The organism is Herbiconiux ginsengi (assembly GCF_900107435.1).
Lineage (GTDB): Bacteria > Actinomycetota > Actinomycetes > Actinomycetales > Microbacteriaceae > Herbiconiux > Herbiconiux ginsengi.
The window spans coordinates 86,061-109,195 of the sequence record NZ_FNPZ01000007.1 but is presented as its reverse complement, the minus strand read 5'-3'; the positions used below and the strand labels follow the sequence as shown (position 1 = coordinate 109,195).

Sequence of the window (23,135 nt, the reverse complement as noted above, 5' to 3'; positions counted from 1 at the left end):
CATGACTGACCAGAGCGAACTCCGTTACACCTCCGAACACGAGTGGGTGCTCGTCGAGGGCACGGTCGCCACCATCGGCATCACCGCCTACGCGGCCGCCCAGCTCGGCGACATCGTGTACCTCGATCTGCCCGCGGCCGGCACCCAGATCGCCGGCGGCAGCGTCGTGGGCGAGATCGAGTCGACCAAGTCGGTGGGCGAGCTCTTCGCCCCGGTCGACGGCACGGTGGTGGAGAAGAACGCCGCGGTCGAAGACGCGCCCGAGCTCGTGAACAGCGACCCGCTGGGCGCCGGCTGGCTGCTCAAGGTCGAGTTCACCGAGCTGCCCGAACTGCTCTCGCTCGCCGAATACAACGCCCTGATCGGGGAATGACCACACGATGACCCAGCTCCCCTTCTCCTCCCGGCACATCGGAACGGATGCGGCGGCCCAGTCGCACATGCTCGAAGCGGTGGGCTACTCCAGCGTCGCCGAGCTGATGGCCGCCGCGGTGCCGCGCGCCATCCAGTTCGACCGCTCCCTGGCCGACTCGCTCGTGCCGCCGGCGGCGACCGAACGGGAGGCCGTCGCCGAGCTCCGGGCCCTCGCCGCCCAGAACCGGGTCTCCACCTCGTACCTCGGGCTCGGCTACTACGACACCATCACGCCCGCGGTGATCAAGCGCAACGTTCTCGAGAACCCGAGCTGGTACACGGCCTACACGCCCTACCAGCCGGAGATCTCGCAGGGCCGGCTCGAGGCGCTGATCAACTTCCAGACCATGGTGGCCGATCTCACCGGCCTCGCCACCGCGAACGCCTCGATGCTCGACGAGTCGACGGCGGCGGTGGAGGGGATGCTGCTGGCCCGCCGCGCCAGCAAGTCGACTTCGCGCCGCTTCATCGTCGATGCAGACGCATTCCCGCAGACGAAGGCCCTGCTGCGCTCGCGCGCCGAGGCGGTCGGCATCGAGATCGTCGAGATGGTGCTCGACGCGGTCGACCATCCCGCGCATCCGGCCGCCGACGCGTTCGGCGTGTTCATCCAGTATCCGGGCGCCTCGGGGCGGGTCTGGAACCCGGCCGACGTGATCGAGATCGTGCACCAGGCCGGCGGGATCGCCGTGGTGGGCGCCGACCTGCTGGCGCTCGCGCTCATCACCTCGCCCGGAGAGCTCGGCGCCGACGTCGCGATCGGCACCACCCAGCGCTTCGGCGTGCCGATGGGCTTCGGCGGGCCGCACGCCGGCTACATGTCGGTGCGGGCCGGTCTCGAGCGTCAGCTGCCTGGGCGGCTCGTCGGGGTCAGCGTGGATGCCGCGGGGCACCCCGCCTACCGGCTCAGCCTGCAGGCGCGCGAGCAGCACATCCGGCGCGAGAAGGCCACCTCGAACATCTGCACCGCACAGGTGCTGCTGGCCGTGATGGCGGGCATGTATGCGGTGTACCACGGTCCCGACGGGCTCCGTGCGATCGCCAGCGAGGTCAACCGGGCCGCTCGCTCCCTGGCTGCCCGGCTCGCGGCCGCCGGGTACGAGATCGTGCACGGTGACTACTTCGACACCCTCCAGGTGCGGGTGCCCGGCCGGGCCCGCGGACTCGCGGAGCATGCGCACTCGCAGGGCATCCTGCTGCGGGTCGACGACGACGACACGATCGGCATCGCGGTCGACGAGACCACCGGCGATGCCGAACTGCTCCAGCTCGCCATCGTGTTCGACGCGGTCACCGCTCCACCGATCGCGACGACCGACGCGCGCGCCGCGTCCGAGGCGAACCTCGAGCGCGCTCGGCGAGCGAGCGCCGCGGCGGAGGAGATCACCGAGGTGGCACCGTCCCTCCCCGAGCACCTGGTGCGCACGAGCGACTTCCTCACGCATCCGGTGTTCAACACCCACCGCTCGGAGACGAGCATGATGCGCTACCTCAAGCGTCTCGCCGACTACGACTACGCGCTGGACCGCGGCATGATCCCACTCGGCTCCTGCACCATGAAGCTCAACGCCGCCAGTGAGATGGAGGCGGTGACCTGGCGTGAGTTCGCGGGCATCCACCCCTTCGCGCCCAAGAGCGACGTGGGCGGTTACCTGGAGCTGATCGGCCAGCTCGAGCGCTGGCTCGCCGACGTCACCGGCTACGACTCCGTGTCGCTGCAGCCGAACGCGGGCAGCCAGGGCGAGCTCGCGGGCCTGCTGGCCATCCGCGGTTACCATCGCTCGCGCGGCGACGTCGATCGCACGGTGTGCCTCATCCCGTCGAGCGCGCACGGCACCAACGCGGCATCCGCCGTTCTCGCGGGCATGAAGGTCGTGGTCGTGGCCTGCGACGAACTCGGAAACGTCGATCTCGACGACCTGCGCGCCAAGATCGACCAGCACGCGGCCGGCCTCGCCGCGCTCATGATCACCTACCCGTCGACCCATGGCGTCTACGAGCACGAGGTCACCGAGATCTGCCGGCTCGTGCACGAGGCCGGGGGACAGGTGTATGTCGACGGGGCCAACCTCAACGCGCTGCTGGGCTTCGCCCGCTTCGGCGACTTCGGGGGCGACGTCTCGCACCTCAACCTGCACAAGACCTTCTGCATCCCGCACGGCGGCGGTGGTCCGGGCGTCGGACCGGTCGCCGCGAAGGCCCACCTGGCTCCATTCCTCCCGGGGCATATGTTCGCTCAGGATGCCGGGCACCTGCTCATCGACGGAAGCCGCGTCGAGCACGCCGGCGGCCCGATCTCGGCAGCGCCGTACGGCAGCCCCAGCATCCTGCCGATCAGCTGGGCCTACGTGCGCATGATGGGGCTCGAGGGGCTCGCGGATGCGACGGCCTCGGCCGTGCTCGCCGCCAACTACATCGCCGCGCGGTTGGCCCCGCATTTCCCCGTGCTCTACACGGGCGAGAACGGCTTGGTGGCACACGAGTGCATCCTCGACCTGCGAGCGATCACCGCGGCATCCGGAGTATCGGTCGACGACGTCGCGAAGCGCCTCGTGGACTACGGGTTCCACGCACCCACGATGAGCTTCCCGGTGCCCGGCACCCTGATGGTCGAACCGACCGAGAGCGAAGACCTGGCCGAGATCGACCGTTTCGTCGAGGCGATGATCCGCATCAAGCAGGAGATCGACTCGGTCGCGGCCGGGGAGTGGCCGGCCGACGACAACCCGTTGCGGAACGCTCCGCACACGGCGCAGTCGGTGATCGAGGGCGAGTGGGCGCATCCCTATGACCGCGAGAGGGCCGTGTACCCCGTGCACTTGTTGGTGCGGGGCAAGTACTGGCCACCGGTGCGCCGCATCGACCAGGCCTACGGCGACCGCAACCTGGTGTGCGCCTGCCCGCCACCGGAGGCCTTCGAGTAGGGCGCGAGCGCTCGAACGAGGTTCGGCGTCATCGCGCTTTGCTAAGGTTCTCGCCATGCCCGCCGCTCCGCGCTTCCGCTCCGTTCGTCTCCAGGCCGGCCTGATCGTTGGCGTCGTGCTCGCGCTCGTGGGCGTGGGCGCAGCTCCGGCGTTCGCCGCCGACCCCGTGTTCGCCGAGGGCGACTGCGTCGTCTACCGGTTGAGCGATAACGGGCCGGGCGGCGCGCAATGCGCCGGGGTCGACCTGAGCGGCACGCGCTTCGGTGAGGGCGACTTCCGCGGCGCCGCCTTGACCGGCGCGAATTTCGCGGGTGGCGACGTCCAGGGCGCCAAGTTCGACGGCGCGGTGCTCGACGGGGCCGACTTCAGTGCGACGCGCGTGGTGGGCGCCGACTTCACGAACTCGAGCATCCTGCCGGGCACCATCGATGTGACGGCCGACGCCTCCGGCCAAGCGCCGGTCGAATTCGCCGCAAACCTGCCGACCGGGCTGACGCTCGACGGCTGTTCGATCGTCGGCACTCCCGTGGAGTCCGGCCAGGCCTTCCCGATCGGCACCTCGAACATCTTTTGTCAGCTCTCGACCACCTTCGCCGGCAACGACCCGGGCACCGCCCAGGCCGTGATCACGGTGAACGTCACGGCTTCGCCGACGGCCCCGGCCACGAGTGATCCGATCTTCACCGCCGTGGCGGAGACCCCGGATGCGCAGAGCGGCTCGGGCGAGACCCCCAACACCCTGATGATCGGCGGCTTCATCGGCGGCGGGCTGCTCGTGGTGCTCGGCATCGTCGCGTTCATCCTCGCCAATCGCAAAGGCCGGAAGGCCTAGCCGAACAGCGCCGGGAAGGTGGCCAAGGCCCAGGCGTAGCCGACGAACGAGGCGATGTCGATGATCCAGTGCGCGACCACCAGCGGCATCACGCGCCCCCAGCGCCAGTAGCACCAGCCGAACACGATCCCCATCACCACGTTGCCGAAGAAGGGCCCGATGCCCTGGTAGAGGTGGTAGCTGCCGCGCAACACGGCGGCCGACAGGATGATCTGCCATTTCCCCCAGCCGAGCTGGCGCAACCGGGTGAACAGATAGCCGACCACGATCAGCTCCTCCTGCAGCGCCGCACGGAGGGCCGAGAGGATGAGGATCGGCGTCGTCCACCAGTAGGTGTCGAGGGGAGCGGGCACCACGTTCACGGTGAAACCGAGAGCGCGGCCGACGAAGTAGAGGGCGATGCCCGGCACGCCGATCACGAGCACGAGCAGCAGACCTCGCCCGAGGTCGCTCGCCGGCTTCTTCAGGTCGAAGCCGATGCGGCGGAAGGGATTGCCGCCGGAGATCGCGAGCAGGTAGAACGCCAGCGCCACGGGCACCAGGTCGAAGAAGATCGCGAGCAGCTGATAGGTGAGGTCGAGCCAGGCGCGGTCGCTCAGCGCTCCGTTGATCGTCGCGGTCTGGTCGGCCAGAGCGGTCTCGGCGGTCAGCCGGCCGATCAGATTGACGACCGAGTAGACCGCGGATGCGCCGAGCGAGACCCCGAGCACGATCCCGATCTCCGTCCACAGACGACGGCGGCGAAAACGGGCCCATTCGGTGGCTCGGGTCATCACTCCACTTTCTTGCGCGCAGCGCTCGTTTTCGACGAAATCTGTGGGAAATCCACAATAAACCAGCGGAGATAGTTTCGTGTATGTAACTTTTTTGGCCACCATTTTGTCGTTCCTGGTACCCCCACTTAGGGTACTTCCTTAGGCTGCGCCCTCCATAAGGGGGTTTCGCCTTGCCCGCATTTTGCACAGGAGGAAAATTGAAAATCAGACGGTTAGGCATCGGCGCCATCGCGCTGGCTGCCGCGAGTGCACTCGCACTGTCCGGCTGCGCCAGCGGCAGCTCGGACACTCCCACGGGAAGCTCTTCCGCGGTCATCACGGCGAACGGTTCTGAACCGCAGAACCCGCTGATCCCCACCAACACGAACGAGACCGGTGGTGGGCGCATCATCGACTCCCTCTTCGCCGGACTCGAGTACTACGACGCGACGGGCGCTCCCCAGCTCGACGTCGCCGAGTCCATCGACACCGACGACTCGCAGACTTTCACGATCAAGATCAAGCCCGACCTGACCTTTACCAACGGTGACCCGGTCGATGCGCAGAGCTTCGTCGACGCCTGGCAGTATGGCGCCCTCCTCTCGAACGAGCAGCTGAACAGCTACTTCTTCGAAGACATCGAAGGCTTCAGCTACGACGAGGACAGCCCCCTCACGGGCCTCAAGGTCGTCGACCCCACCACGTTCACCGTCACGCTCAAGGAGCCCCGCGCGGACTTCCCGCTGCGCCTGGGCTACTCGGCCTTCTACCCGCTGCCCAAGTCGGCCTACGACGACATGGACGCCTTCGGTCAGGCCCCCATCGGAAACGGCCCCTACAAGCTGGCCTCCGATGACGCTTGGCAGCACAACGAGAAGATCGACCTCGTCGTCAACGACGAGTACACCGGAGGCCGCAAGCCGGCCAACGGCGGCGTGACCTTCGTGTTCTACGCCAGCCAGGACGCCGCGTACGCCGACCTCCTCGGTGGCAACCTCGACGTTCTCGACGCGGTTCCGGACAGCGCGTTCGGCACCTACGAGTCCGACCTCGGCGACCGCGCCGTGAACCAGCCGTCCGCTGTGTTCCAGTCGTTCACCATCCCGGAGCGCCTCGCGCACTTCGGCAACGACGAGGAAGGCAAGCTCCGCCGCGCCGCCCTCTCGATGGCGATCAACCGCGACGAGATCACCGACGTCATCTTCCAGGGCACCCGCACCCCCGCCTCCGACTTCACCTCCCCGGTGATCGACGGCTGGAGCGACTCCCTCGAAGGCGCCGACGTGCTGAAGTACAACCCGGACGAGGCGAAGAAGCTGTGGGCCCAGGCCGACGCCATCTCGCCCTGGGGCGACACCAAGTTCCAGATCGCGTACAACTCCGACGGTGGTCACCAGGGCTGGGTCGACGCCGTGTCGAACAGCATCAAGAACACGCTGGGAATCGACGCCTCGGGTGCTCCGTACCCGACGTTCGCCGAGCAGCGCACCGCGATCACCGACCGCACCATCCAGACGGCGTTCCGTACCGGATGGCAGGCCGACTACCCGGGTCTGTTCAACTTCCTCGGCCCGCTGTACGCGACCAACGCATCCTCGAACGACGGCGACTACTCGAACCCCGACTTCGACGCTCTGCTCCAGGCCGGTTCGTCGACCACCGACACCGCGGAGGCGAACGACGACTTCCAGAAGGCCCAGGAGATCCTGCTGAAGGACCTCCCGGCGATCCCACTGTGGTACTCGAACGTCACGGGCGGCTCCAGCGAGTCCGTCAGCAACGTGGAGTTCGGCTGGAACTCGGTTCCGCTCTACTACGCAGTCACCAAGAGCTAGTTCTCGCTCGATCGGGGGCGACGGCCATCGGCTGTCGCCCCCGTATCATGTTCTCTAGTCCAGGTGGCACACGATGCCCATTAGCCCGATTGGTACGGTCTGACCTTTGGCCGGATATATCTTCAGGCGTATTCTGCAGGCGATCCCCGTCCTGCTCGGTACGACCTTCCTCATCTACTTCATGGTCTTCGCGATGCCCGGAGACCCGCTTCTCGCCCTCTTCGGTGACAAGACCCCGAATCCTGCTCTGCTCGAACGCCTGCGCCAGGAATACCACCTCGACCAGCCGTTCATCGTGCAGTATTTCCTCTACCTCGGCGGGATCCTCCGCGGCGACTTCGGCACCTCCTTCTCGGGTGAACCGGTCTCCGCGATCCTCGCGCGCACCTTCCCGGTCACCATCCGGCTCGCCATCATGGCGCTCTTCATCGAATTCGTCGGCGGCGTGCTGATCGGTCTCGTCTCGGGTCTGCGGAAGGGGAAGCTCTTCGATGCATCGGCGCTCGTGGTCAGCCTCATCTTCATCTCGCTGCCCATCTTCGTGATCGCGTTCGTCGGTCAGTTCATCTTCGGCATCCAATTGGGCTGGGCGAGAACCACCGTCTCGTCGGGAGCTCCGATCCAGGACCTGATACTCCCGGCCTTCGTGCTGGCGAGCATCACGTTCGCGCAGATCGTGCGACTGACCCGCGCGTCGGTGATCGAGACCCAGAGCCTCGACTTCGTGCGTACCGCCTACGGCAAGGGCCTCACCCGGCGCCGCATCATCCCCGTGCACATCCTGCGCAACTCGCTCATCCCGGTCGTCACCTATGCCGCCACCGACTTCGGCGTGCTGCTGGTGGGTGCCACCGTCACAGAGGGAATCTTCAACGTCCCCGGCGTCGGGCGCACGCTCTACCAGGCCATCATCCGAGGCGAGGGCCCGACCGTGGTCTCGTTCGTGACCGTGATGGTGCTCATCTACTTGGTGGTCAACCTCGTCGTCGACCTCCTGTACGGCCTTCTCGACCCGAGGATCCGCTATGTCAAATAACACTCCGTCTTCGAATCACTTCGTCGCGCCCCTGGAGGAGACCCCTCTCGTCGCGATCGACGCGGTCAAGGTCGGCGACCGTCCGAGCAACCTCTGGATCGACGCCTGGCGCGACATGCGCCGCCGCCCGATGTTCTGGATCTCGGCCGCGATCATCCTGCTCGTGCTGATCGTCGCGTTCTTCCCGAACCTGTTCACCCAGGTGCCGCCGAACGACAACTGCCAGCTGTCCAACAGCAACGGCGCCCCGACGGGGGAGCACATCCTCGGCTTCACCAAGCAGGGTTGCGACGTGTTCTCGCGCATCATCCACGGAACCTCGACGTCGCTCTCGGTCGGCATCATCGTGGTCATCCTGACCACCGTGCTCGGCATCCTGTTCGGCATGTTCGCCGGCTACTACGGCGGATGGCTCGACTCCGTGCTCTCCCGCGCGGGCGACATCTTCTTCTCGATCCCCTACATCCTGGCCGCCGTGGTCATCATGTCGGTGTTCTCGGCCTACCGGAACGTGTTCGTGATCTCGTTGGCCATCGGCATCTTCGCCTGGCCGGCGACCGCGCGCGTGCTGAGAGCCGAGATCCTGCGGGTGAAGAACTCCGACTTCGTGATGGCCGCGCAGGCGCTCGGCGTCTCGCGGTTCCGTATCCTGATCCGACACGTGCTGCCCAACTCGATCGCCCCGGTCATCGTGGTCACCACGATCTCGCTGGGAGCGGCGATCGTGGCCGAGGCCACTCTGTCGTTCCTCGGTGTCGGCCTGCCCAACTCGACCATGTCGTGGGGCAACGACATAAGCCAGGCGCAGACCGACCTCCGCACCGCGCCGCAGACACTCATCTATCCGTCCCTCGCGCTCTCGATCACCGTGCTCAGCTTCATCATGCTCGGCGAGGTCATCCGAGACGCTCTCGACCCGAAGGCGAGGGCTCAGCGATGAGCGACCGCATCACCGCATCGTCCGACGAGCAGGCTCCGCTGCTCAAGATCCGCGACCTGCAGGTCGGCTTCCAGACCACGGAGGGCGTCGTTCCCGCCGTGCGCGGCGTCGACCTCACCCTGATGCCGGGCCAGACCCTTGCCATCGTGGGGGAGTCGGGCTCGGGCAAGTCCACCACGGCGCACGCGATCATCAACCTGCTCCCCGGCCCCGGCCGCATCACGGGCGGCTCGATCGAGTTCGACGGCAAGGAGCTCACGAAGTACTCAGAGAAGGAGATGGAGGAGATCCGCGGCAAGCTGATCGGCTTCGTTCCGCAGGACCCGATGTCGAACCTCAACCCGGTGTGGAGCATCGGTTTCCAGGTCGAGGAGACGATCCGGGCCAACGGCATCGCCACCGGCCGCAAGGAGGTGCGCGCCCACGCCATCCAGGTGCTCCGGGAGGCCGGACTCGCGGATGCCGACAAGCGGCTGAAGCAGTTCCCGCACCAGTTCTCCGGAGGCATGCGCCAGCGGGTGCTGATCGGCATCGGGCTGTCGTCGCGCCCGAAGCTGCTCATCGCCGACGAGCCGACCTCGGCTCTCGACGTGACCGTGCAGCGGCGCATCCTCGACCACCTCGAGACGCTCACCCGAGACATCGGTACCGCAGTGCTGTTCATCACGCACGACCTCGGCCTGGCGGCCGAGCGTGCCGAGCAGCTCGTGGTGATGTACAAGGGCAAGATCGTCGAGGCCGGGCCCTCGAAGGAGATCCTGCAGAACCCGATCCACCCCTACACCCAGCGTCTCGTGGCCGCGGCTCCGAGCCTGGCCTCGCGGCGCATCCAGTCGGCGACGCACGAGTCGGCGACCCACGCGCTGAGCGACCTCGACTACGCGCCCACCTCGGTGACCGAGGGTCTCGACCTGATCGCCGCCGCGGAGCAGCGTCTCGAGCACCTGCCCACGACCAAGCGTCCCGACGCCATCGTGGTGAAGGACCTCACGAAGGTCTACAAGATCCGCGGCCAGGGCCGGGGTGCGTCGGGTGAGGTCATCGCCTCCGACAAGGTGAACTTCTCGGTGGAGAAGGGCACGACCACGGCCCTCGTGGGCGAGTCGGGCTCGGGCAAGTCGACCGTCGCGCGGATGATCCTGCGCCTCGAAGACCCCACCAGCGGCTCGATCATGATCGACGGCCAGGATGTCGCTCCCCTCAAGGGGAAGCAGCTGCTCGATCTGCGCCGGCGCATGCAGCCGGTGTTCCAGGACCCGTACGGTTCGCTCGATCCGTTGCGCAACATCGGCAACACCATCGGTGAGCCGCTCCACACGCACAAGGTGGGCGACCGGACGTCGCGCAAGGAGCGCGTGCTCGAGCTGCTCGACCAGGTCGCGCTGCCGCAGTCGCTCATCACGCGGTACCCGAACGAGCTCTCCGGCGGTCAGCGGCAGCGTGTCGCCATCGCCCGCGCGCTCGCCCTGAAGCCCGACGTCGTCATCCTCGACGAGGCGGTCTCCGCTCTCGACGTGCTCGTGCAGGCCCAGATCCTCAAGCTGCTGGCCGATCTGCAGGCCGAGTTGGAGCTCACCTATCTCTTCATCACGCACGACCTCGCGGTGGTGCGCGTCATCGCCGACAACGTCTGCGTGATGCAGAAGGGGCGGATCGTGGAGGCGGCTTCGACCGACGATGTCTTCGACAACCCGCAGGAGCAATATACTAAGGAGTTGCTGAACGCCATTCCGGGCGCTGGAATCACCCTGGGCGTTTAGCGGATCGGGCCTCGTCGCCCCCTTTTTCCCCCGAATTCCTGAGGACTTTTCCCATGGCACATGCCACCCGTGATGACCTGCGTAACGTCGCGATCGTCGCCCACGTCGACCACGGCAAGACCACGCTGGTCGACGCCATGCTCACGCAGACCAACTCCTTCGACGCGCATTTCGATGCCGACGACCGGATGATGGACTCGAACGACCTCGAGCGTGAGAAGGGCATCACGATCCTCGCCAAGAACACGGCGATCTCCTACAACGGCAAGCACGCGAACGGCAAGGCGATCACCATCAACGTGATCGACACCCCGGGCCACGCCGACTTCGGCGGCGAGGTCGAGCGCGGCCTGTCGATGGTCGACGGCGTCGTGCTGCTGGTCGACGCCTCCGAGGGCCCGCTGCCGCAGACCCGCTTCGTGCTCCGCAAGGCGCTCGAGGCGAAGCTGCCGGTCATCCTGCTGGTGAACAAGACCGACCGTCCGGATGCGCGCATCGACGAGGTCGTGGGGGAGTCGCAGGATCTGCTGCTCGGCCTGGCCTCCGACATGGCCGACGACGTGCCCGACCTCGACCTCGACGCCATCCTCGACGTGCCGGTGGTGTACGCCTCCGGCCGTAACGGCGCCGCGAGCCTCAACAAGCCCGAGAACGGCACGCTGCCCGACAACGACGACCTCGAGCCGCTGTTCGGCGCCATCCTGGAGCACATCCCGGCCCCGACCTACGACGACGAGGCGCCGCTCCAGGCCCACGTCACCAACCTCGACTCGTCGCCCTTCCTCGGCCGTCTCGCCCTCCTCCGTGTCTTCAACGGCACGATCAAGAAGGGTCAGCAGGTCGCCTGGGTCAAGCACGACGGCACCGTCACCAACCAGCGCATCAGCGAGCTGCTGAAGACGGTGGCGCTCACGCGCTTCCCCACGGAGTCGGCCGGCCCCGGCGACATCGTGGCCATCGCCGGCATCGAGGACATCACGATCGGCGAGACCATCGCCGACCCCGACGACGTGCGACCGCTGCCCGCGATCACCGTCGACGACCCCGCCATCTCGATGACCATCGGCACCAACACCTCGCCGCTGGTCGGCAAGGTCAAGGGCCACAAACTCACCGCGCGCATGGTGAAAGACCGGCTCGACCGCGAGCTGATCGGTAACGTCTCCCTCCGCGTCGTCGACATCGGAAACCCCGCCGCCTGGGAGGTGCAGGGCCGTGGAGAGCTCGCGCTCGCCATCCTGGTCGAGAACATGCGCCGCGAGGGCTACGAGCTGACCGTGGGCAAGCCCCAGGTGGTGACGAAGCAGGTCAACGGCAAGACGCACGAGCCCTACGAGCACCTCACGATCGACGCCCCGGAAGAGTACCTCGGCGCCATCACGCAGCTGCTCGCCGCCCGCAAGGGCCGGATGGACGGCATGTCGAACCACGGCACCGGCTGGGTGCGCATGGAGTTCATCGTTCCCTCGCGCGGCCTGATCGGCTTCCGCACCGAGTTCCTCACCATCACCCGCGGCACCGGCATCGCCAACGCGATCTCGCACGGCTACGACGAGTGGGCCGGCGCGATCGTGACCCGCAACAACGGATCGATCGTGGCCGACCGCGCCGGTGTCGTCACGCCGTTCGCCATCATCGCTCTGCAGGAGCGCATGACCTTCTTCGTGAACCCCACCGAAGAGGTCTACGAGGGCATGGTGATCGGCGAGAACTCACGCGCCGACGACATGGACGTGAACATCACCAAAGAGAAGAAGCTGACCAACATGCGTCAGTCAACGGCCGACAACTTCGAGTCGATGACCCCGTCACGTCAGCTCTCGCTCGAAGAGAGCCTCGAGTTCGCCCGCGAAGACGAGTGCGTCGAGGTGACGCCGGAGACGGTGCGCATCCGCAAGGTCGAGCTCGACCAGAACCTGCGGGCTCGCAAGACCGCGAATCTCAAGCGCGCCAACAACTCCTGACCACACGGTCAGCGTGAAGCGGTGGCGGCCTCGGCCGTCGCCGCTTTCGCTGTTCCGGTGCGGCCGCTGAGGGCCAGGGCTCCCAGCGTGAACAGCAAGCCCAGAGCGAAGACGGCCGCGAACGCCCCGGCGCCTCCCGCGGTCGCTGCGGCGCCGGGGCCGGCAACGGCCTGGAACAGGATGCCGGCCAGCGAGAGCGCCATCGCGGGGCCGGCGGCGTCGGCGATGTTCAGCGCCGCACTGTTGAAGCCCTGGTTTCCCGGAGCCGAGTATTCGAGCACGAGCACCGAGAGCCGCGGGTAGCACAGCCCCATGCCCGCGCCCGAGACCGCCCAGCCCGCGATGGCGACGGACGCGGGCAGGCCGAGCAACGCCGTGGCGAGCACCACGGACACCGCCGCACAGACCAACACCGTGCCGATGCGCAGGCTCGTGCGCGTGGTGAGCCGGTCGCTGAACTGCCCCTGCAGCCACGACGACGCGCCCCAGGCGACGCCCGCCACGGTGAGCGCGAGCCCCGCGAGAGCCGGGCTCAACCCGAATCCTCCGGTGAGGAAGTAGGGCAGGTACACCTCGGCCGAGAAGTAACCGCCGGCCAGGAGCATCCGGAGCAGCACGACCGTGGGCAGACCGCGCGCGCCGAGCAGGGTGCGCCGCGGCACGAGCGGGCGCAGGGCCACGAGCGCCACCACCAGCGCGGCGCCGCCCATGACGAAGACGGCGGCTCCGTCGAGTTCGGTCGACAGGCTGAGCCCGAGGATCGCGACGGCCAGCAACAGCGACCACAGGATGCGCGGGGCGCTCCAGGCAGGCCTCGGCGCGTCATCCGGAGCCCGCATCGAGCGCATCGCAGGCACGACCATCACGGCCGCGAATACGGTGAGTACCGCCACGCCGAGGAACACCCAGCGCCAGCCGACCGTCTGTCCGAGCACGCCCGCGATGAACGGGCCGACGAGGGCCGGGATGACCCAGGCAGCCGCGAACATGCCGAAGATTCGCGGTTGCAGCAACGGCGGATACACGCGCGCGACGACGACGTAGAGCGCCACGGTCATGGCGCCTCCGCCGAGTCCGTGCACGAGTCGGCCGGCGACCACGGCGCCCATCGTGACGGCCGTGCCGGCGAGCAGCAGCCCCAGTACGAACAGGGCGACGGAGGCGTAGAGCGGGGTCTGCGGGCCGGCGCGATCGGCCCAGGTGCCGGCGACGACCATCCCGAGCACGGAGACGGCGAGCGGAGCGGCGAACGCGACGGCGTAGAGCGCCGCGCCGTCGAGTTCGGCGCTGATGACGGGCATGACCGTTGTGACGGCGAGGTTCTCGAAGGCGCTCACGAACACCAGAGAGATGGCCCCGATCGTGATCAGCCGGTAGTGCCGCGAGAACAGTCCGGGTGTCCTCGTCGTGCTGCTCACACCCTCGACCGTAGCGCGTCGCCCGGCCAGGGGTCGTGATCCGCACGTTTTCGCGCTGCGCCCGCGGCCGGAGGCGCCAAGACGTGCGGATGAGCGTCGGTTACGCGCCGAAGAGGGTCTCGCCGACGTAGCCGCCCTGGTGGGCACCCGGGGGCACTGCGAAGATGGCCGATCCGACGTGGCGGATGTACTCGTTCATCGCGTCGTTCTTGGCGAGGTTCATCTGGATGGGGATGAACTGCTCGCGCGGGTCGCGCTGGTAGGCGATGAAGAAGAGGCCCGCGTTCAGGCGGCCCAGCTCGTCGTTGCCGTCGACGAAGTTGTAGCCGCGGCGCAGCAGCTGCGCGCCGGAGTTCTGGTCGGGGTGCGAGAGCCGCACGTGCGCATCCTTCGCGATGAGCGGGGCGCCGCCCTGGCCGGTGGCCGCGAAGTCGGGCTCGGAGAATTCAGTGCCGCCCGAGTAGGGCGCGCCCTCGCCTTTCGTGCGCCCGATCACCGCCTCCTGCTCGCGGAGCGAGGTGCGGTCCCAGGTCTCGATCGTCATACGGATCTTGCGCGAGACCAGGTATGACCCGCCGGTCATCCAGTCCGCACCGTCGGAGCCCGACGCCCAGACCTGATCGCTCAGCACGCCGGTGTCTTCGGCCTTGATGTTCGCGGTGCCGTCTTTGAAGCCGAACAGGTTGCGCGGCGTCTGCTGCGCCTTGGTGGTGGAGCTGGTGCGGCCGAACCCGAGCTGCGACCAGCGGATGTTCGCGCGCCCGAAGGCGATCCGCGACAGGTTGCGGATGGCGTGCACCGCCACCTGCGGGTCGTCGCTGCAGGCCTGGATGCAGAGATCGCCGCCGGAGAGCGCATCCTGCAGCATGTCGGCGGGGAAGTGCGGCAGGTCGACCAGCGCGGCCGGGCGCCGGGATGCGATGCCGAAGCGGTCGGTGCCGTCGGCGGTCTGGAAGAGCGTGGGGCCGAAGCCGATGGTGATGGTGAGACCGGATGCTGGGAGCCCGAGCGCCTCGCCCGTGTCATCCGGCGGGGCGTCGTAGTTGCCGCTGACGGCGCCGAACTGGCCCGCCTCCTTGCCCTGGGTCATCAGGGCGGCCGCGGCGCTCCAGTCCTGCAGCAGTTCGACCAGTTCGTCGCGGCTGATGTCGGCCACGTCGTAACTGGCGAAGTGCAGGCGGTCTTGTGCCGGGGTGACGATGCCCGACTGGTGCTCGCCGAAGAAGGGGTACACCGCCGCGTTCTCCTGGGCGGAGGCGGTGGGCGGCAGCACGAAGCGGTCGACCGCGGCCCCCACGCCGAGACCCACGACGCCCGCCCCGGCGAGCCCGAACAAGCCCCTTCGGGAGATGCCGGACGTCGACGGCGCGGGCGTCGTGGGATCGGACATGGTGATTACTCTAGATCTCAGCCGACGAGCGTCGCCGTGAGCTGGCTGAGCGGCTCGCCCAGCGCGTTCACGCCGTCGGCCAGCTGCTTCACCTGATCGGGCGTGAGGTCGTTGTAATAGGTGAATCCGTCGTCGAGGTTGCCGTACTCGGCCAGGAGGGTCTGCAGGGAGCCGAACTGGTCGTCGAGCTTCTTCACCAGCTCGGGATCCTTGGCCTCCACGATGTCGCGCACACCCTCGTAGGCGACCTTCGCGCCCTCGAGGTTGGCCTGGAAGTCCCAGAGGTCGGTGTGTGACCAGATCTCCTCTTCGCCGGTGATCTTGCCGCTCGCCACTTCCTCCATGAGCCCGATCGCGCCGTTGGAGATGGCGTCGATCGTGACCGTGTAGTCGGACGCGTTCACCGCGTCGTAGAGCGCCTGGGTGTCGGTGGTGAGCTTGGCGGCGTAGTCCTGCCGCTCGGCGGCGGTCAGTGGCACGTAGGTGACACCGCCGTTGTCGGCGGCGGCCGGCGGGAAGAGGTCCTTCTCGATGCGGTGCCAGCCGGTCCACTCGTCGCCCTCCGCGACGTCGGCCTCACGGAAGTCGATCTTCGGGTCGAGGTCGCCGAACGACTCCGCCACCGGCTCGATGCGCTCGTAGTTCGCGCGGGTGATGGCGTAGAGGTCGCGGGCCTTCTGGTCGTCGCCCGCGAGGTAGGCGTCGAGGAAGGTCTGGGTGCCCGTGACCAACTGGCCCACTTGGTCTTTCACGTAGGCGACGTAGTTGACGGCGGCCTGGTCGACCTGGTCCTGCACGTCGCCGGCCAGCTGCACCTTGTCGCCCGTGACGGTGAAGGAGGCGCGGCCGATGCCGTCGCCCACCATGCCGGGCTTGCAGACGGTGAAGTAGTCGCCGGGCTGGGCCTGCACCACGAGGTCGCGGGAGATGCCGGGGCCGACGTTCTCGACCTCACCGATGATCCGCAGTCCGTCGTCGGCGAGCAGGTAGAACTCGGTGACCTGGTCGCCGGAGTTGGTGACCGAGAAGGTGAGCGTGCCGCTGGTCGCGGTGGTGGCGCTGACCGCGCAGTCGTCGGCCGAGCTGTCGACGGTGATCGCGCCGGCTGCATCCGTCGACGAGGCGTTGTTCGGAACGCAGCCGGCGAGGGCGAGCAGGGTGATCGCCGCGCCGGCGGTGATCAGAAGGGGTCTGGTCTTCAGGATCGTCATGGACGTTGGGCTCCTAGCTGTGGGCGGTGTGGGCGACGGCGGGTGCGGGCGCCGACGCCTTCTTCTTGGACTTCTGGCCCCGCAGCACCGCGCGGATGAACAGGGTCATGGTGGGAACGAAATAGAGCAGCCAGACCGTGAGCTCGAGCCAGGTCGTGGCGGGGGAGAAGTTGACGGTGCCCTTCAGCAGCGTGCCGTACCAGCTGTCGGGCGGCACGATCGCGCTCACGTCGAAGGCGAGGCTGCCCAGACCGGGCAGGATGCCCGCCTCCTGCAGGTCGTGCACGCCGTAGGAGAGCACGCCGGCGGCGACCAGGATGAGGAAACCACCCGACCAGGCGAAGAACCGGGCGAGATTGATGCGCACGAGGCCGCGGTAGATGAGGTAGCCGAGCACCACGGCGCTGAGGATGCCGAGGGCTGCGCCGAGGAGGGGGAGCGTCGTCTCTCCCGTGGCCTGGACGGCGGCCCAGATGAACAGGGCGGTCTCGATGCCCTCGCGGCCGACGGCGAGGAACGCTACCAGCACCAGGCCCCAGCCGGCGCCGATCAGGGCCCTGTCGATGTCGCTCTGCAACGTTCCTTTGAGGTTCTGGCTCGTGCGGAGCATCCAGAACACCATCCAGGTCACGAAACCGGTGGCGACGATGGAGAGCGAGCCGCCGAGCGCCTCCTGCGCCTCGAAACTGAGGCCGTAGGCGCCGAAGGTGAGGATCGCGCCGACGCTCAGAGCCACCAGTACGGCCAGTCCCACGCCGATCCACAGCCGGAACAGCACGTCGCGACGGCCGATCTTGCGCACGTAGGCCACGAGGATGCCCACGACGAGCGCGGCCTCGAGGCCCTCACGCAGACCGATCAGATAGTTGGCGAGCACGAGCACCATTTCCGGGAGAGGGGAGCCTTACTTGGGTAAGCCTAGCCTTACCAAGGGTCGAGCGTAATGATCGCGACGGTGATTGTCCAACCCGAAGCATCTCTGTGAGGCGTGGTTCTCCTAGGCTGTGCTCATGACGGATGACGAGGTTCGTAATGCTCAGGCGGATGCCGCGGCAGCGGTGGAGGCGGCCCGGCTGGCGCAGGCGGCGGCGGAGGCCGCGGTGAAGCGGGCCGAGGAGGCGGCGGCCGCTGCGGCGGCCACAGTGGCCACGGCGGCTCCGGCGGCTCCGGATGACCCGCCGGCAGCCGCTGCGGAGTCACGCGCGGGGGCGGCCGAGCCGCCCGCTGCACCGCTCGACGGCGGGGAGCCGTCGGTCGGGCCGCTCGACGCCGCCGAGGTGGAGGTCATCCGCGCCGGGTACGCCTTCGAGGGCCCGGCGCTCGACATCGGCGCTCTCGTCAACGGCGAGGCGCTGCCCGGGGTGCAGGTGCGCATCCCGCTCGCCATGACCAACCGGCACGGTCTGGTGGCCGGCGCCACGGGCACCGGCAAGACGCGCACCCTGCAGACCCTCGCCGAACAGCTCGCAGCCGCCGGGGTTCCCGTGTTCGCCGCCGACATGAAGGGCGACCTCTCGGGTGTCGCCACGCCGGGCGACGGCACCGAGAAGCTGCTCGCCCGCACCACTGCGATCGGCCAGGACTGGACTCCGAAGGCCAGCCGAACCGAGTATTTCAGCCTCGGCGGCATCGGCAAGGGGGTGCCGATCCGGGCCACGCTCTCCGGTTTCGGCCCGTTGCTGCTCAGCAAGGTGCTGGGCCTCAACGACACGCAGGAGTCGAGTCTCGGCCTGGTGTTCCACTATGCCGAGCAGGCAGGACTGCCACTTCTCGACCTCAGCGACCTCCGGGCCGTGCTCACCCACCTCACGAGCGACGAGGGCAAAGAGGAGCTGAAGACGATGGGCGGGCTCTCCAACGCCACCGTCGGCGTCATCCTGCGCGAGCTCATCGCCTTCGCCGCCCAGGGCGCCGAGGCGTTCTTCGGTGAACCGGAGATCGACACCTCGGTGTTCCTGCGCACGGCCGACGACGGCGCCGGCATCATCAGCCTGCTCGAGCTCCCACGCGTCGCCGACCGGCCGGCGCTCTTCTCCACGTTCTTGATGTGGCTGCTCGCCGATCTCTACAACGACCTGCCGGAGGTCGGTGACCTCGACAAGCCGAAGCTGGTGTTCTTCTTCGACGAGGCGCATCTGCTCTTCCGCGATGCGTCGAAGGACTTCGAACAGGCGATCGTGCAGACCGTGCGGCTCATCCGGTCCAAGGGCGTGGGCATCTTCTTCGTCACCCAGACGCCGAAAGACGTTCCGGGTGACGTGCTCGCCCAGCTCGGCTCGCGGGTGCAGCACGCCCTTCGTGCCTTCACGCCCGACGATGCGAAGGCCCTCCGCGCGACGGTGTCGACCTACCCGACCTCGGCCTACGACCTCGACCAGGTGCTGCAGAACCTCGGCACCGGTGAGGCCGTGGTGACGGTGATGAACGAGAAGGGCGCGCCGAGCCCGGTGGCCTGGACGCGCGTGCGCGCTCCGCAGGGGTCGATGGCCCCGACTCCGGATGCGCAGATCGACGCGGCCGTCGCGGCCTCGCCGCTGCTGCCCCTCTATGGAACGCCGATCGATCGCGAGTCGGCGCGGGAGCTGCTGGCCGCGAAGATGAACGCGGCGGCGGCGGCCGCGGCCGCCGACGAAGCCGCGGAGGAGTACGCCAAGCAGCAGGCGGAGTTCGAGGCGCAGGTGGCGCGGGAGGCGAAGGCGCAGGCCGCGAAGGATGCCCGGAGAGCGCCCGCGCCCCGGTCCGCTCCCCGCAGCCGCACCACGAAGCCGGAGCCGAACATCCTCACCGACGTTCTCGGGTCCAAGACCACCCAGACGATCCTGAGAGGTGTCATCGAAGGGGTCTTCGGAACCCGTCGACGGCGGTAGCGACGGTCTGCACGTCGTAGGCTGGATCGGTGGACAACGAGCCGCGCCACTACGGCGCCGATCAGGGCGAACCGGCCTACGGCATCCGCACGACCGGTGCCGACGGGCCGAGCGTGCCCGTTTCGCGCGAGGTCGTCGTCGCCGATTCCGGAACCCCCGTCGGTGCGTCGATCCTCACCCGGGTGCTCGGCTACCTGGTCGCCCTCCTGCTCGGTGCGCTCTTCGGCGTGCTCGGCACGATCGTGCACCAGATCAGCTTCAGCGTGTTCGGCCTGTTCGACGTGCCGATCGGCCTGATCATCGCCCTGCCCGCTGAGACACTGCTGCTGGTGGGGTTGCGGATGAGCTTCGCCTCGCGGCTCGCCTCGATCCTCGCCGGGGTCGGTCTGGTGGGCATGGTGGCCCTGCTGGCGCTCCCGAGCCCGGGCGGCTCCATCCTCATCCCCGGCAGTGTGGCCGGGGCGGAGAACGTTCTGGGCACCGTGTGGCTCATCGGATCGACGCTGGTCGCCGTGGTGGTGCTCGCCTGGCCCCGGCTGGGCGGCGCGCGCCCGGCGACGAAGTAGACTCGTATTCCGGTCATCGAAGGGATCTGAAGCACTGTGACCTATGTCATCGCCCTCCCGTGCGTGGACGTCAAAGACCGCGCGTGTATCGACGAGTGTCCCGTCGACTGCATCTACGAAGGCGAACGTTCGCTCTACATCCACCCCGACGAGTGCGTCGACTGCGGTGCCTGCGAACCGGTGTGCCCCGTCGAAGCGATCTACTACGAAGACGATCTGCCCGAAGAATGGGCCGACTACTACAAGGCCAACGTCGAGTTCTTCGACGAGATCGGGTCGCCCGGCGGCGCCGCGAAGGTCGGCGTGATCAAGCACGACCACCCGGTCATCGCCGCGCTCCCGCCTCAGGGCGAGCACTGAGTTCCGGGGCCTGAGCCATGGCCCTCGGTGAACTTCCCGACTATCCGTGGGATCAGATGGCGTCCTTCGCGGCGACGGCGAAGGCGCATCCCGACGGCATCGTCGACCTCTCGATCGGTTCGCCGGTCGACCCGACGCCACCGGTGATCCGTGACGCGCTCGCGGCGGCGACGGATGCGCACGCGTACCCCCAGACAGCCGGCACCCCGCTGCTGCGGGAGGCTGTCGTCGACTGGTACGCGCGCCGTCGCGGCGTCACCGGGCTGACCGAGGCGAACGTGCTGCCCACCATCGGCTCGAAGGAGTTCGTGGCCTGGCTGCCGTTCACGCTCGGTCTCGGCGAGGGCGACGTGGTGGTGCACCCGCGCGCCGCGTACCCGACCTACGCGATGGGGGCGACGATCGCGGGGGCGACCTCGTTCGCCTCCGACGATCCCGACGAGTGGCCCTCGAACACGCGACTGGTGTGGACCAACAGTCCCGGCAACCCGGACGGGAGCGTGCTGGACGTCGACGCCTTGCGCGCCGCCGTCTCGCGGGCCCGCGAGCTCGGAGCGGTCATCGCCGGCGACGAGTGCTACGCCGAGCTCGGCTGGGCCGGGCGGTGGGCCTCCGAGCCCGTGCCGAGCATCCTCGACGCCCGGGTCACCGGAGGCGATCCCACGGGCGTCATCGCCGCATACTCGCTCAGCAAGCAGTCGAACCTCGCGGGCTATCGTGCCGCCTTCGCTGCGGGCGACCCGGCGGTGATCGCCCGGCTGTTGACGGTGCGGAAGCAGGCCGGGATGATGCCGCCTGCCCCCGTGCAGGCCGCGATGGTCGCCGCGCTCGGCGACGACACGCACGTGGCGGAGCAGAAGGCACGGTACGGGGCCCGCCGTTCCGTGCTGCGTCCCGCGCTCGAGCGGGCCGGGCTCCGGATCGACGCGAGCGAGGCCGGTCTGTACCTCTGGGCGACCGAGCAGCGCGACGGGTGGGACACCATCGCGGCGCTCGCCTCCCGCGGCATCCTGGCCGGTCCGGGGCACTTCTACGGTGATCATTTCCCGCAGCACGTGCGGTTCTCGTTGACCGCCACCGACGAGCGGATCGCCGCCACGGCAGCCCGCCTGGATGCGTCAGGATTGCGTTAGGAGCATTCCTCCAACAACCCGGTGCAAGCGTGATCGGATGCAACAGTAGGGTTCTGGTCACATTAGGCTGTATGAGGGTCAACGCGGTCACGGGTTCACAAAAGCCTCACTGCGTCCCGCCACTGACACGCAGGCAGGATCACTCAAGGAGGCGCCGTGACGGACGTCGGTCAAAAAGCAGAGGGCACGATCGCCGGTATCGACGACGTCGTCGAGGCGCCGGTCGCCGAGGCCACGCCGAGCGTCGAGGGTCAGACCGCCACGCTGAGCTACCCGGGAGGCAGCGCCGAATTCCCGCTGCTGCAGAGCGTCGACGGAGCGTCGTCGATCGACCTCTCCACGCTCACCAAGAAGACCGGGCTCACCACTCTCGACTACGGTTTCGTGAACACGGCGGCCACGCGCTCCGAGATCACCTACATCGACGGCGATGCGGGCATCCTGCGCTACCGCGGCTATCCGATCGAGCAAGTGGCGCAGAATCTCACCTATCTCGAAGTGGCCTGGCTGCTCATCTACGGCGAGCTTCCCACGCCCGCCGAACTCACCGACTTCGACGAGAAGATCCGCCGCCACACCCTGCTGCACGAAGACCTCAAGAGGTTCTTCGACGCGCTCCCGCACAACGCGCATCCGATGTCGGTGCTCTCGTCGGGCGTCTCGGCTCTGTCGACGTACTATCAGGACTCGCTGAACCCGCACAAGCCGGAAGACGTCGAGATCTCCACCATCCGGCTGCTCGCGAAGCTGCCCGTGATGGCGGCATACGCGCACAAGAAGAGCCTCGGGCAGGCATTCCTCTACCCCGACAACTCGCTGTCGTTCGTCGACAACTTCCTGCGGCTCAACTTCGGCAACCTGGCCGAGCCGTACGAGATCAACCCGGTGCTGTCGAAGGCGCTCGAGCGGCTGCTCATCCTGCACGAAGACCACGAGCAGAACGCGTCGACGTCGACCGTGCGGCTCGTCGGATCGACCGAGGCCAACATGTTCGCCTCGATCTCGGCCGGCATCAACGCGCTCTTCGGGCCGCTGCACGGTGGAGCGAACGAGGCCGTGTTGACGATGCTCGCTCAGATCCGCGACTCCGGCGAGGGCGTGGGCAAGTTCGTCGAGCGGGTGAAGAACAAGGAGGCGGGCATCCGTCTCATGGGCTTCGGGCACCGCGTCTACAAGAACTACGACCCGCGCGCCAAGCTCGTGAAGGAGAGCGCCGACGAGGTGCTGGAGGCGCTCGGGGTGCAAGACCCGCTGCTCGACATCGCTAAGGAGCTCGAGCAGGTCGCCCTGTCGGACGAGTACTTCATCTCGCGCCGGCTGTACCCGAACGTCGACTTCTACACCGGCGTCATCTACAAGGCCATGGGCTTCCCGACGCGGATGTTCACGGTGCTCTTCGCGATCGGCCGGCTCCCCGGCTGGATCGCCCACTGGCGCGAGATGGCCACCGACCCGCAGACGAAGATCGGTCGCCCCCAGCAGCTCTACATGGGCGCCCCCGCCCGCGACCTCCCGCCCACCTTCCGGGCCCCCCGCCCCTAGGCGTCGCCCCTCCTCCTCCTCCTCCTCCTCTCCTCCTCGCGACCCGCCAAATTCCGCCCTTCGGAAGGCCGTTCCTGGGCGGATTTTGGCGGGTCGCGTGGTTGTGGACAAGGGATTGTGCACAGATGGCGGATTGTGGTCCCGTGGGGGTGGCGTAATCGTGACCATGGGGCATGGAACGAACGCCG

The 23,135-nt window shown here is 68.0% G+C and carries 18 protein-coding genes; 13 read left to right on the top strand and 5 right to left on the bottom strand.

Going from position 1 to position 23,135, the window contains the following annotated elements:
• Position 1: 1 nt before the first annotated feature.
• The 3 genes from gcvH to BLW00_RS21125 are packed head-to-tail and all read left to right on the top strand — an operon-like array spanning position 2 to position 4,170.
• Positions 2 to 373, top strand: coding sequence for a glycine cleavage system protein GcvH (gene gcvH, locus BLW00_RS21135; RefSeq protein WP_092557962.1), 372 nt, complete (start codon positions 2 to 4; stop codon positions 371 to 373).
• A gap of 7 nt (positions 374 to 380) precedes the next feature.
• Positions 381 to 3,338, top strand: a complete 2,958-nt coding sequence (gene gcvP, locus BLW00_RS21130) for an aminomethyl-transferring glycine dehydrogenase (protein WP_092557960.1) — start codon at positions 381 to 383, stop codon at positions 3,336 to 3,338.
• Positions 3,339 to 3,393: 55 nt separating this feature from the next.
• A complete protein-coding gene (locus tag BLW00_RS21125; RefSeq protein ID WP_092557958.1) occupies positions 3,394 to 4,170 on the top strand; it encodes a pentapeptide repeat-containing protein in 777 nt (258 codons plus the stop codon).
• On the opposite strand, the gene BLW00_RS21120 is transcribed toward BLW00_RS21125, so the two are convergent.
• Positions 4,167 to 4,943 carry a CPBP family intramembrane glutamic endopeptidase gene (locus BLW00_RS21120; RefSeq protein WP_092557956.1) on the bottom strand — a complete coding sequence of 259 codons (777 nt, stop codon included), beginning with the start codon at positions 4,941 to 4,943 and terminating at the stop codon, positions 4,167 to 4,169. The two genes, BLW00_RS21125 and BLW00_RS21120, sit on opposite strands and share 4 nt — an antisense overlap.
• Positions 4,944 to 5,143: 200 nt before the next feature.
• Between BLW00_RS21120 and BLW00_RS21115 the strand changes: the two genes are divergently transcribed.
• The 5 genes from BLW00_RS21115 (at position 5,144) to typA (ending at position 12,460) form a co-directional block, all read left to right on the top strand.
• On the top strand, positions 5,144 to 6,760 hold the full coding sequence (locus tag BLW00_RS21115) for a peptide ABC transporter substrate-binding protein (RefSeq protein ID WP_092557954.1): 1,617 nt from the start codon (positions 5,144 to 5,146) through the stop codon (positions 6,758 to 6,760).
• 106 nt (positions 6,761 to 6,866) lie between these two features.
• A complete protein-coding gene (locus BLW00_RS21110; RefSeq protein ID WP_175494507.1) occupies positions 6,867 to 7,796 on the top strand; it encodes an ABC transporter permease in 930 nt (309 codons plus the stop codon).
• Positions 7,786 to 8,736, top strand: coding sequence for an ABC transporter permease (locus BLW00_RS21105; RefSeq protein WP_092557952.1), 951 nt, complete (start codon positions 7,786 to 7,788; stop codon positions 8,734 to 8,736). Before BLW00_RS21110 ends, BLW00_RS21105 begins: the two co-directional genes overlap by 11 nt.
• A complete protein-coding gene (locus BLW00_RS21100) occupies positions 8,733 to 10,496 on the top strand; it encodes a dipeptide ABC transporter ATP-binding protein (protein WP_092557950.1) in 1,764 nt (587 codons plus the stop codon). The genes BLW00_RS21105 and BLW00_RS21100 overlap by 4 nt, the downstream gene beginning before the upstream one ends.
• A gap of 53 nt (positions 10,497 to 10,549) precedes the next feature.
• Entirely contained in the window at positions 10,550 to 12,460 is a 1,911-nt protein-coding gene (gene typA, locus BLW00_RS21095; RefSeq protein WP_092557948.1) for a translational GTPase TypA, read from the top strand.
• Positions 12,461 to 12,468: 8 nt separating this feature from the next.
• On the opposite strand, the gene BLW00_RS21090 is transcribed toward typA, so the two are convergent.
• The 4 genes from BLW00_RS21090 to efeU all read right to left on the bottom strand — a co-directional run bounded on the left by BLW00_RS21090 (position 12,469) and on the right by efeU (position 17,356).
• On the bottom strand, positions 12,469 to 13,878 hold the full coding sequence (locus tag BLW00_RS21090; protein WP_092557946.1) for an MFS transporter: 1,410 nt from the start codon (positions 13,876 to 13,878) through the stop codon (positions 12,469 to 12,471).
• A 100-nt stretch (positions 13,879 to 13,978) separates the two neighbouring features.
• The gene (efeB, locus tag BLW00_RS21085) at positions 13,979 to 15,268 is read right to left on the bottom strand and encodes an iron uptake transporter deferrochelatase/peroxidase subunit (RefSeq protein ID WP_092557944.1); all 1,290 of its coding nucleotides are present in this window, start codon (positions 15,266 to 15,268) and stop codon (positions 13,979 to 13,981) included.
• A 17-nt stretch (positions 15,269 to 15,285) separates the two neighbouring features.
• The gene (efeO, locus tag BLW00_RS21080; RefSeq protein WP_092557942.1) at positions 15,286 to 16,479 is read right to left on the bottom strand and encodes an iron uptake system protein EfeO; all 1,194 of its coding nucleotides are present in this window, start codon (positions 16,477 to 16,479) and stop codon (positions 15,286 to 15,288) included.
• A gap of 13 nt (positions 16,480 to 16,492) precedes the next feature.
• Positions 16,493 to 17,356 (bottom strand): iron uptake transporter permease EfeU, encoded by an 864-nt coding sequence (gene efeU, locus BLW00_RS21075; protein ID WP_092558040.1) that lies wholly within the window; start codon positions 17,354 to 17,356, stop codon positions 16,493 to 16,495.
• 133 nt (positions 17,357 to 17,489) lie between these two features.
• On the opposite strand from efeU, the gene BLW00_RS21070 reads away from it, so the two are divergent.
• From BLW00_RS21070 to BLW00_RS21050, 5 genes are all read left to right on the top strand, one after another.
• Complete coding sequence (locus BLW00_RS21070; protein WP_092558038.1) at positions 17,490 to 19,346, top strand: helicase HerA-like domain-containing protein; 1,857 nt, start codon at positions 17,490 to 17,492, stop codon at positions 19,344 to 19,346.
• Positions 19,347 to 19,375: 29 nt separating this feature from the next.
• The gene (locus BLW00_RS21065) at positions 19,376 to 19,912 is read left to right on the top strand and encodes a hypothetical protein (RefSeq protein ID WP_092557940.1); all 537 of its coding nucleotides are present in this window, start codon (positions 19,376 to 19,378) and stop codon (positions 19,910 to 19,912) included.
• Positions 19,913 to 19,948: 36 nt separating this feature from the next.
• Positions 19,949 to 20,272, top strand: coding sequence for a ferredoxin (gene fdxA / locus BLW00_RS21060; RefSeq protein WP_092557938.1), 324 nt, complete (start codon positions 19,949 to 19,951; stop codon positions 20,270 to 20,272).
• A 17-nt stretch (positions 20,273 to 20,289) separates the two neighbouring features.
• Positions 20,290 to 21,405, top strand: a complete 1,116-nt coding sequence (gene dapC / locus BLW00_RS21055; protein WP_092557936.1) for a succinyldiaminopimelate transaminase — start codon at positions 20,290 to 20,292, stop codon at positions 21,403 to 21,405.
• 264 nt (positions 21,406 to 21,669) lie between these two features.
• Positions 21,670 to 22,947, top strand: coding sequence for a citrate synthase (locus BLW00_RS21050; RefSeq protein ID WP_407650988.1), 1,278 nt, complete (start codon positions 21,670 to 21,672; stop codon positions 22,945 to 22,947).
• Positions 22,948 to 23,135: the final 188 nt, after the last annotated feature.

Excerpts from the sequence above, each read along its gene's own strand:
- gcvH (WP_092557962.1), top strand. The coding sequence starts at position 2 with ATGACTGACCAGAGCGAACTCCGTTACACCTCCGAACACGAGTGGGTG.
- gcvP (WP_092557960.1), top strand. The coding sequence starts at position 381 with ATGACCCAGCTCCCCTTCTCCTCCCGGCACATCGGAACGGATGCGGCG.
- BLW00_RS21125 (WP_092557958.1), top strand. The coding sequence starts at position 3,394 with ATGCCCGCCGCTCCGCGCTTCCGCTCCGTTCGTCTCCAGGCCGGCCTG.
- BLW00_RS21120 (WP_092557956.1), bottom strand. The coding sequence starts at position 4,943 with ATGACCCGAGCCACCGAATGGGCCCGTTTTCGCCGCCGTCGTCTGTGG.
- BLW00_RS21105 (WP_092557952.1), top strand. The coding sequence starts at position 7,786 with ATGTCAAATAACACTCCGTCTTCGAATCACTTCGTCGCGCCCCTGGAG.
- BLW00_RS21100 (WP_092557950.1), top strand. The coding sequence starts at position 8,733 with ATGAGCGACCGCATCACCGCATCGTCCGACGAGCAGGCTCCGCTGCTC.
- typA (WP_092557948.1), top strand. The coding sequence starts at position 10,550 with ATGGCACATGCCACCCGTGATGACCTGCGTAACGTCGCGATCGTCGCC.
- efeB (WP_092557944.1), bottom strand. The coding sequence starts at position 15,268 with ATGTCCGATCCCACGACGCCCGCGCCGTCGACGTCCGGCATCTCCCGA.
- efeO (WP_092557942.1), bottom strand. The coding sequence starts at position 16,479 with ATGACGATCCTGAAGACCAGACCCCTTCTGATCACCGCCGGCGCGGCG.
- BLW00_RS21070 (WP_092558038.1), top strand. The coding sequence starts at position 17,490 with ATGACGGATGACGAGGTTCGTAATGCTCAGGCGGATGCCGCGGCAGCG.
- dapC (WP_092557936.1), top strand. The coding sequence starts at position 20,290 with ATGGCCCTCGGTGAACTTCCCGACTATCCGTGGGATCAGATGGCGTCC.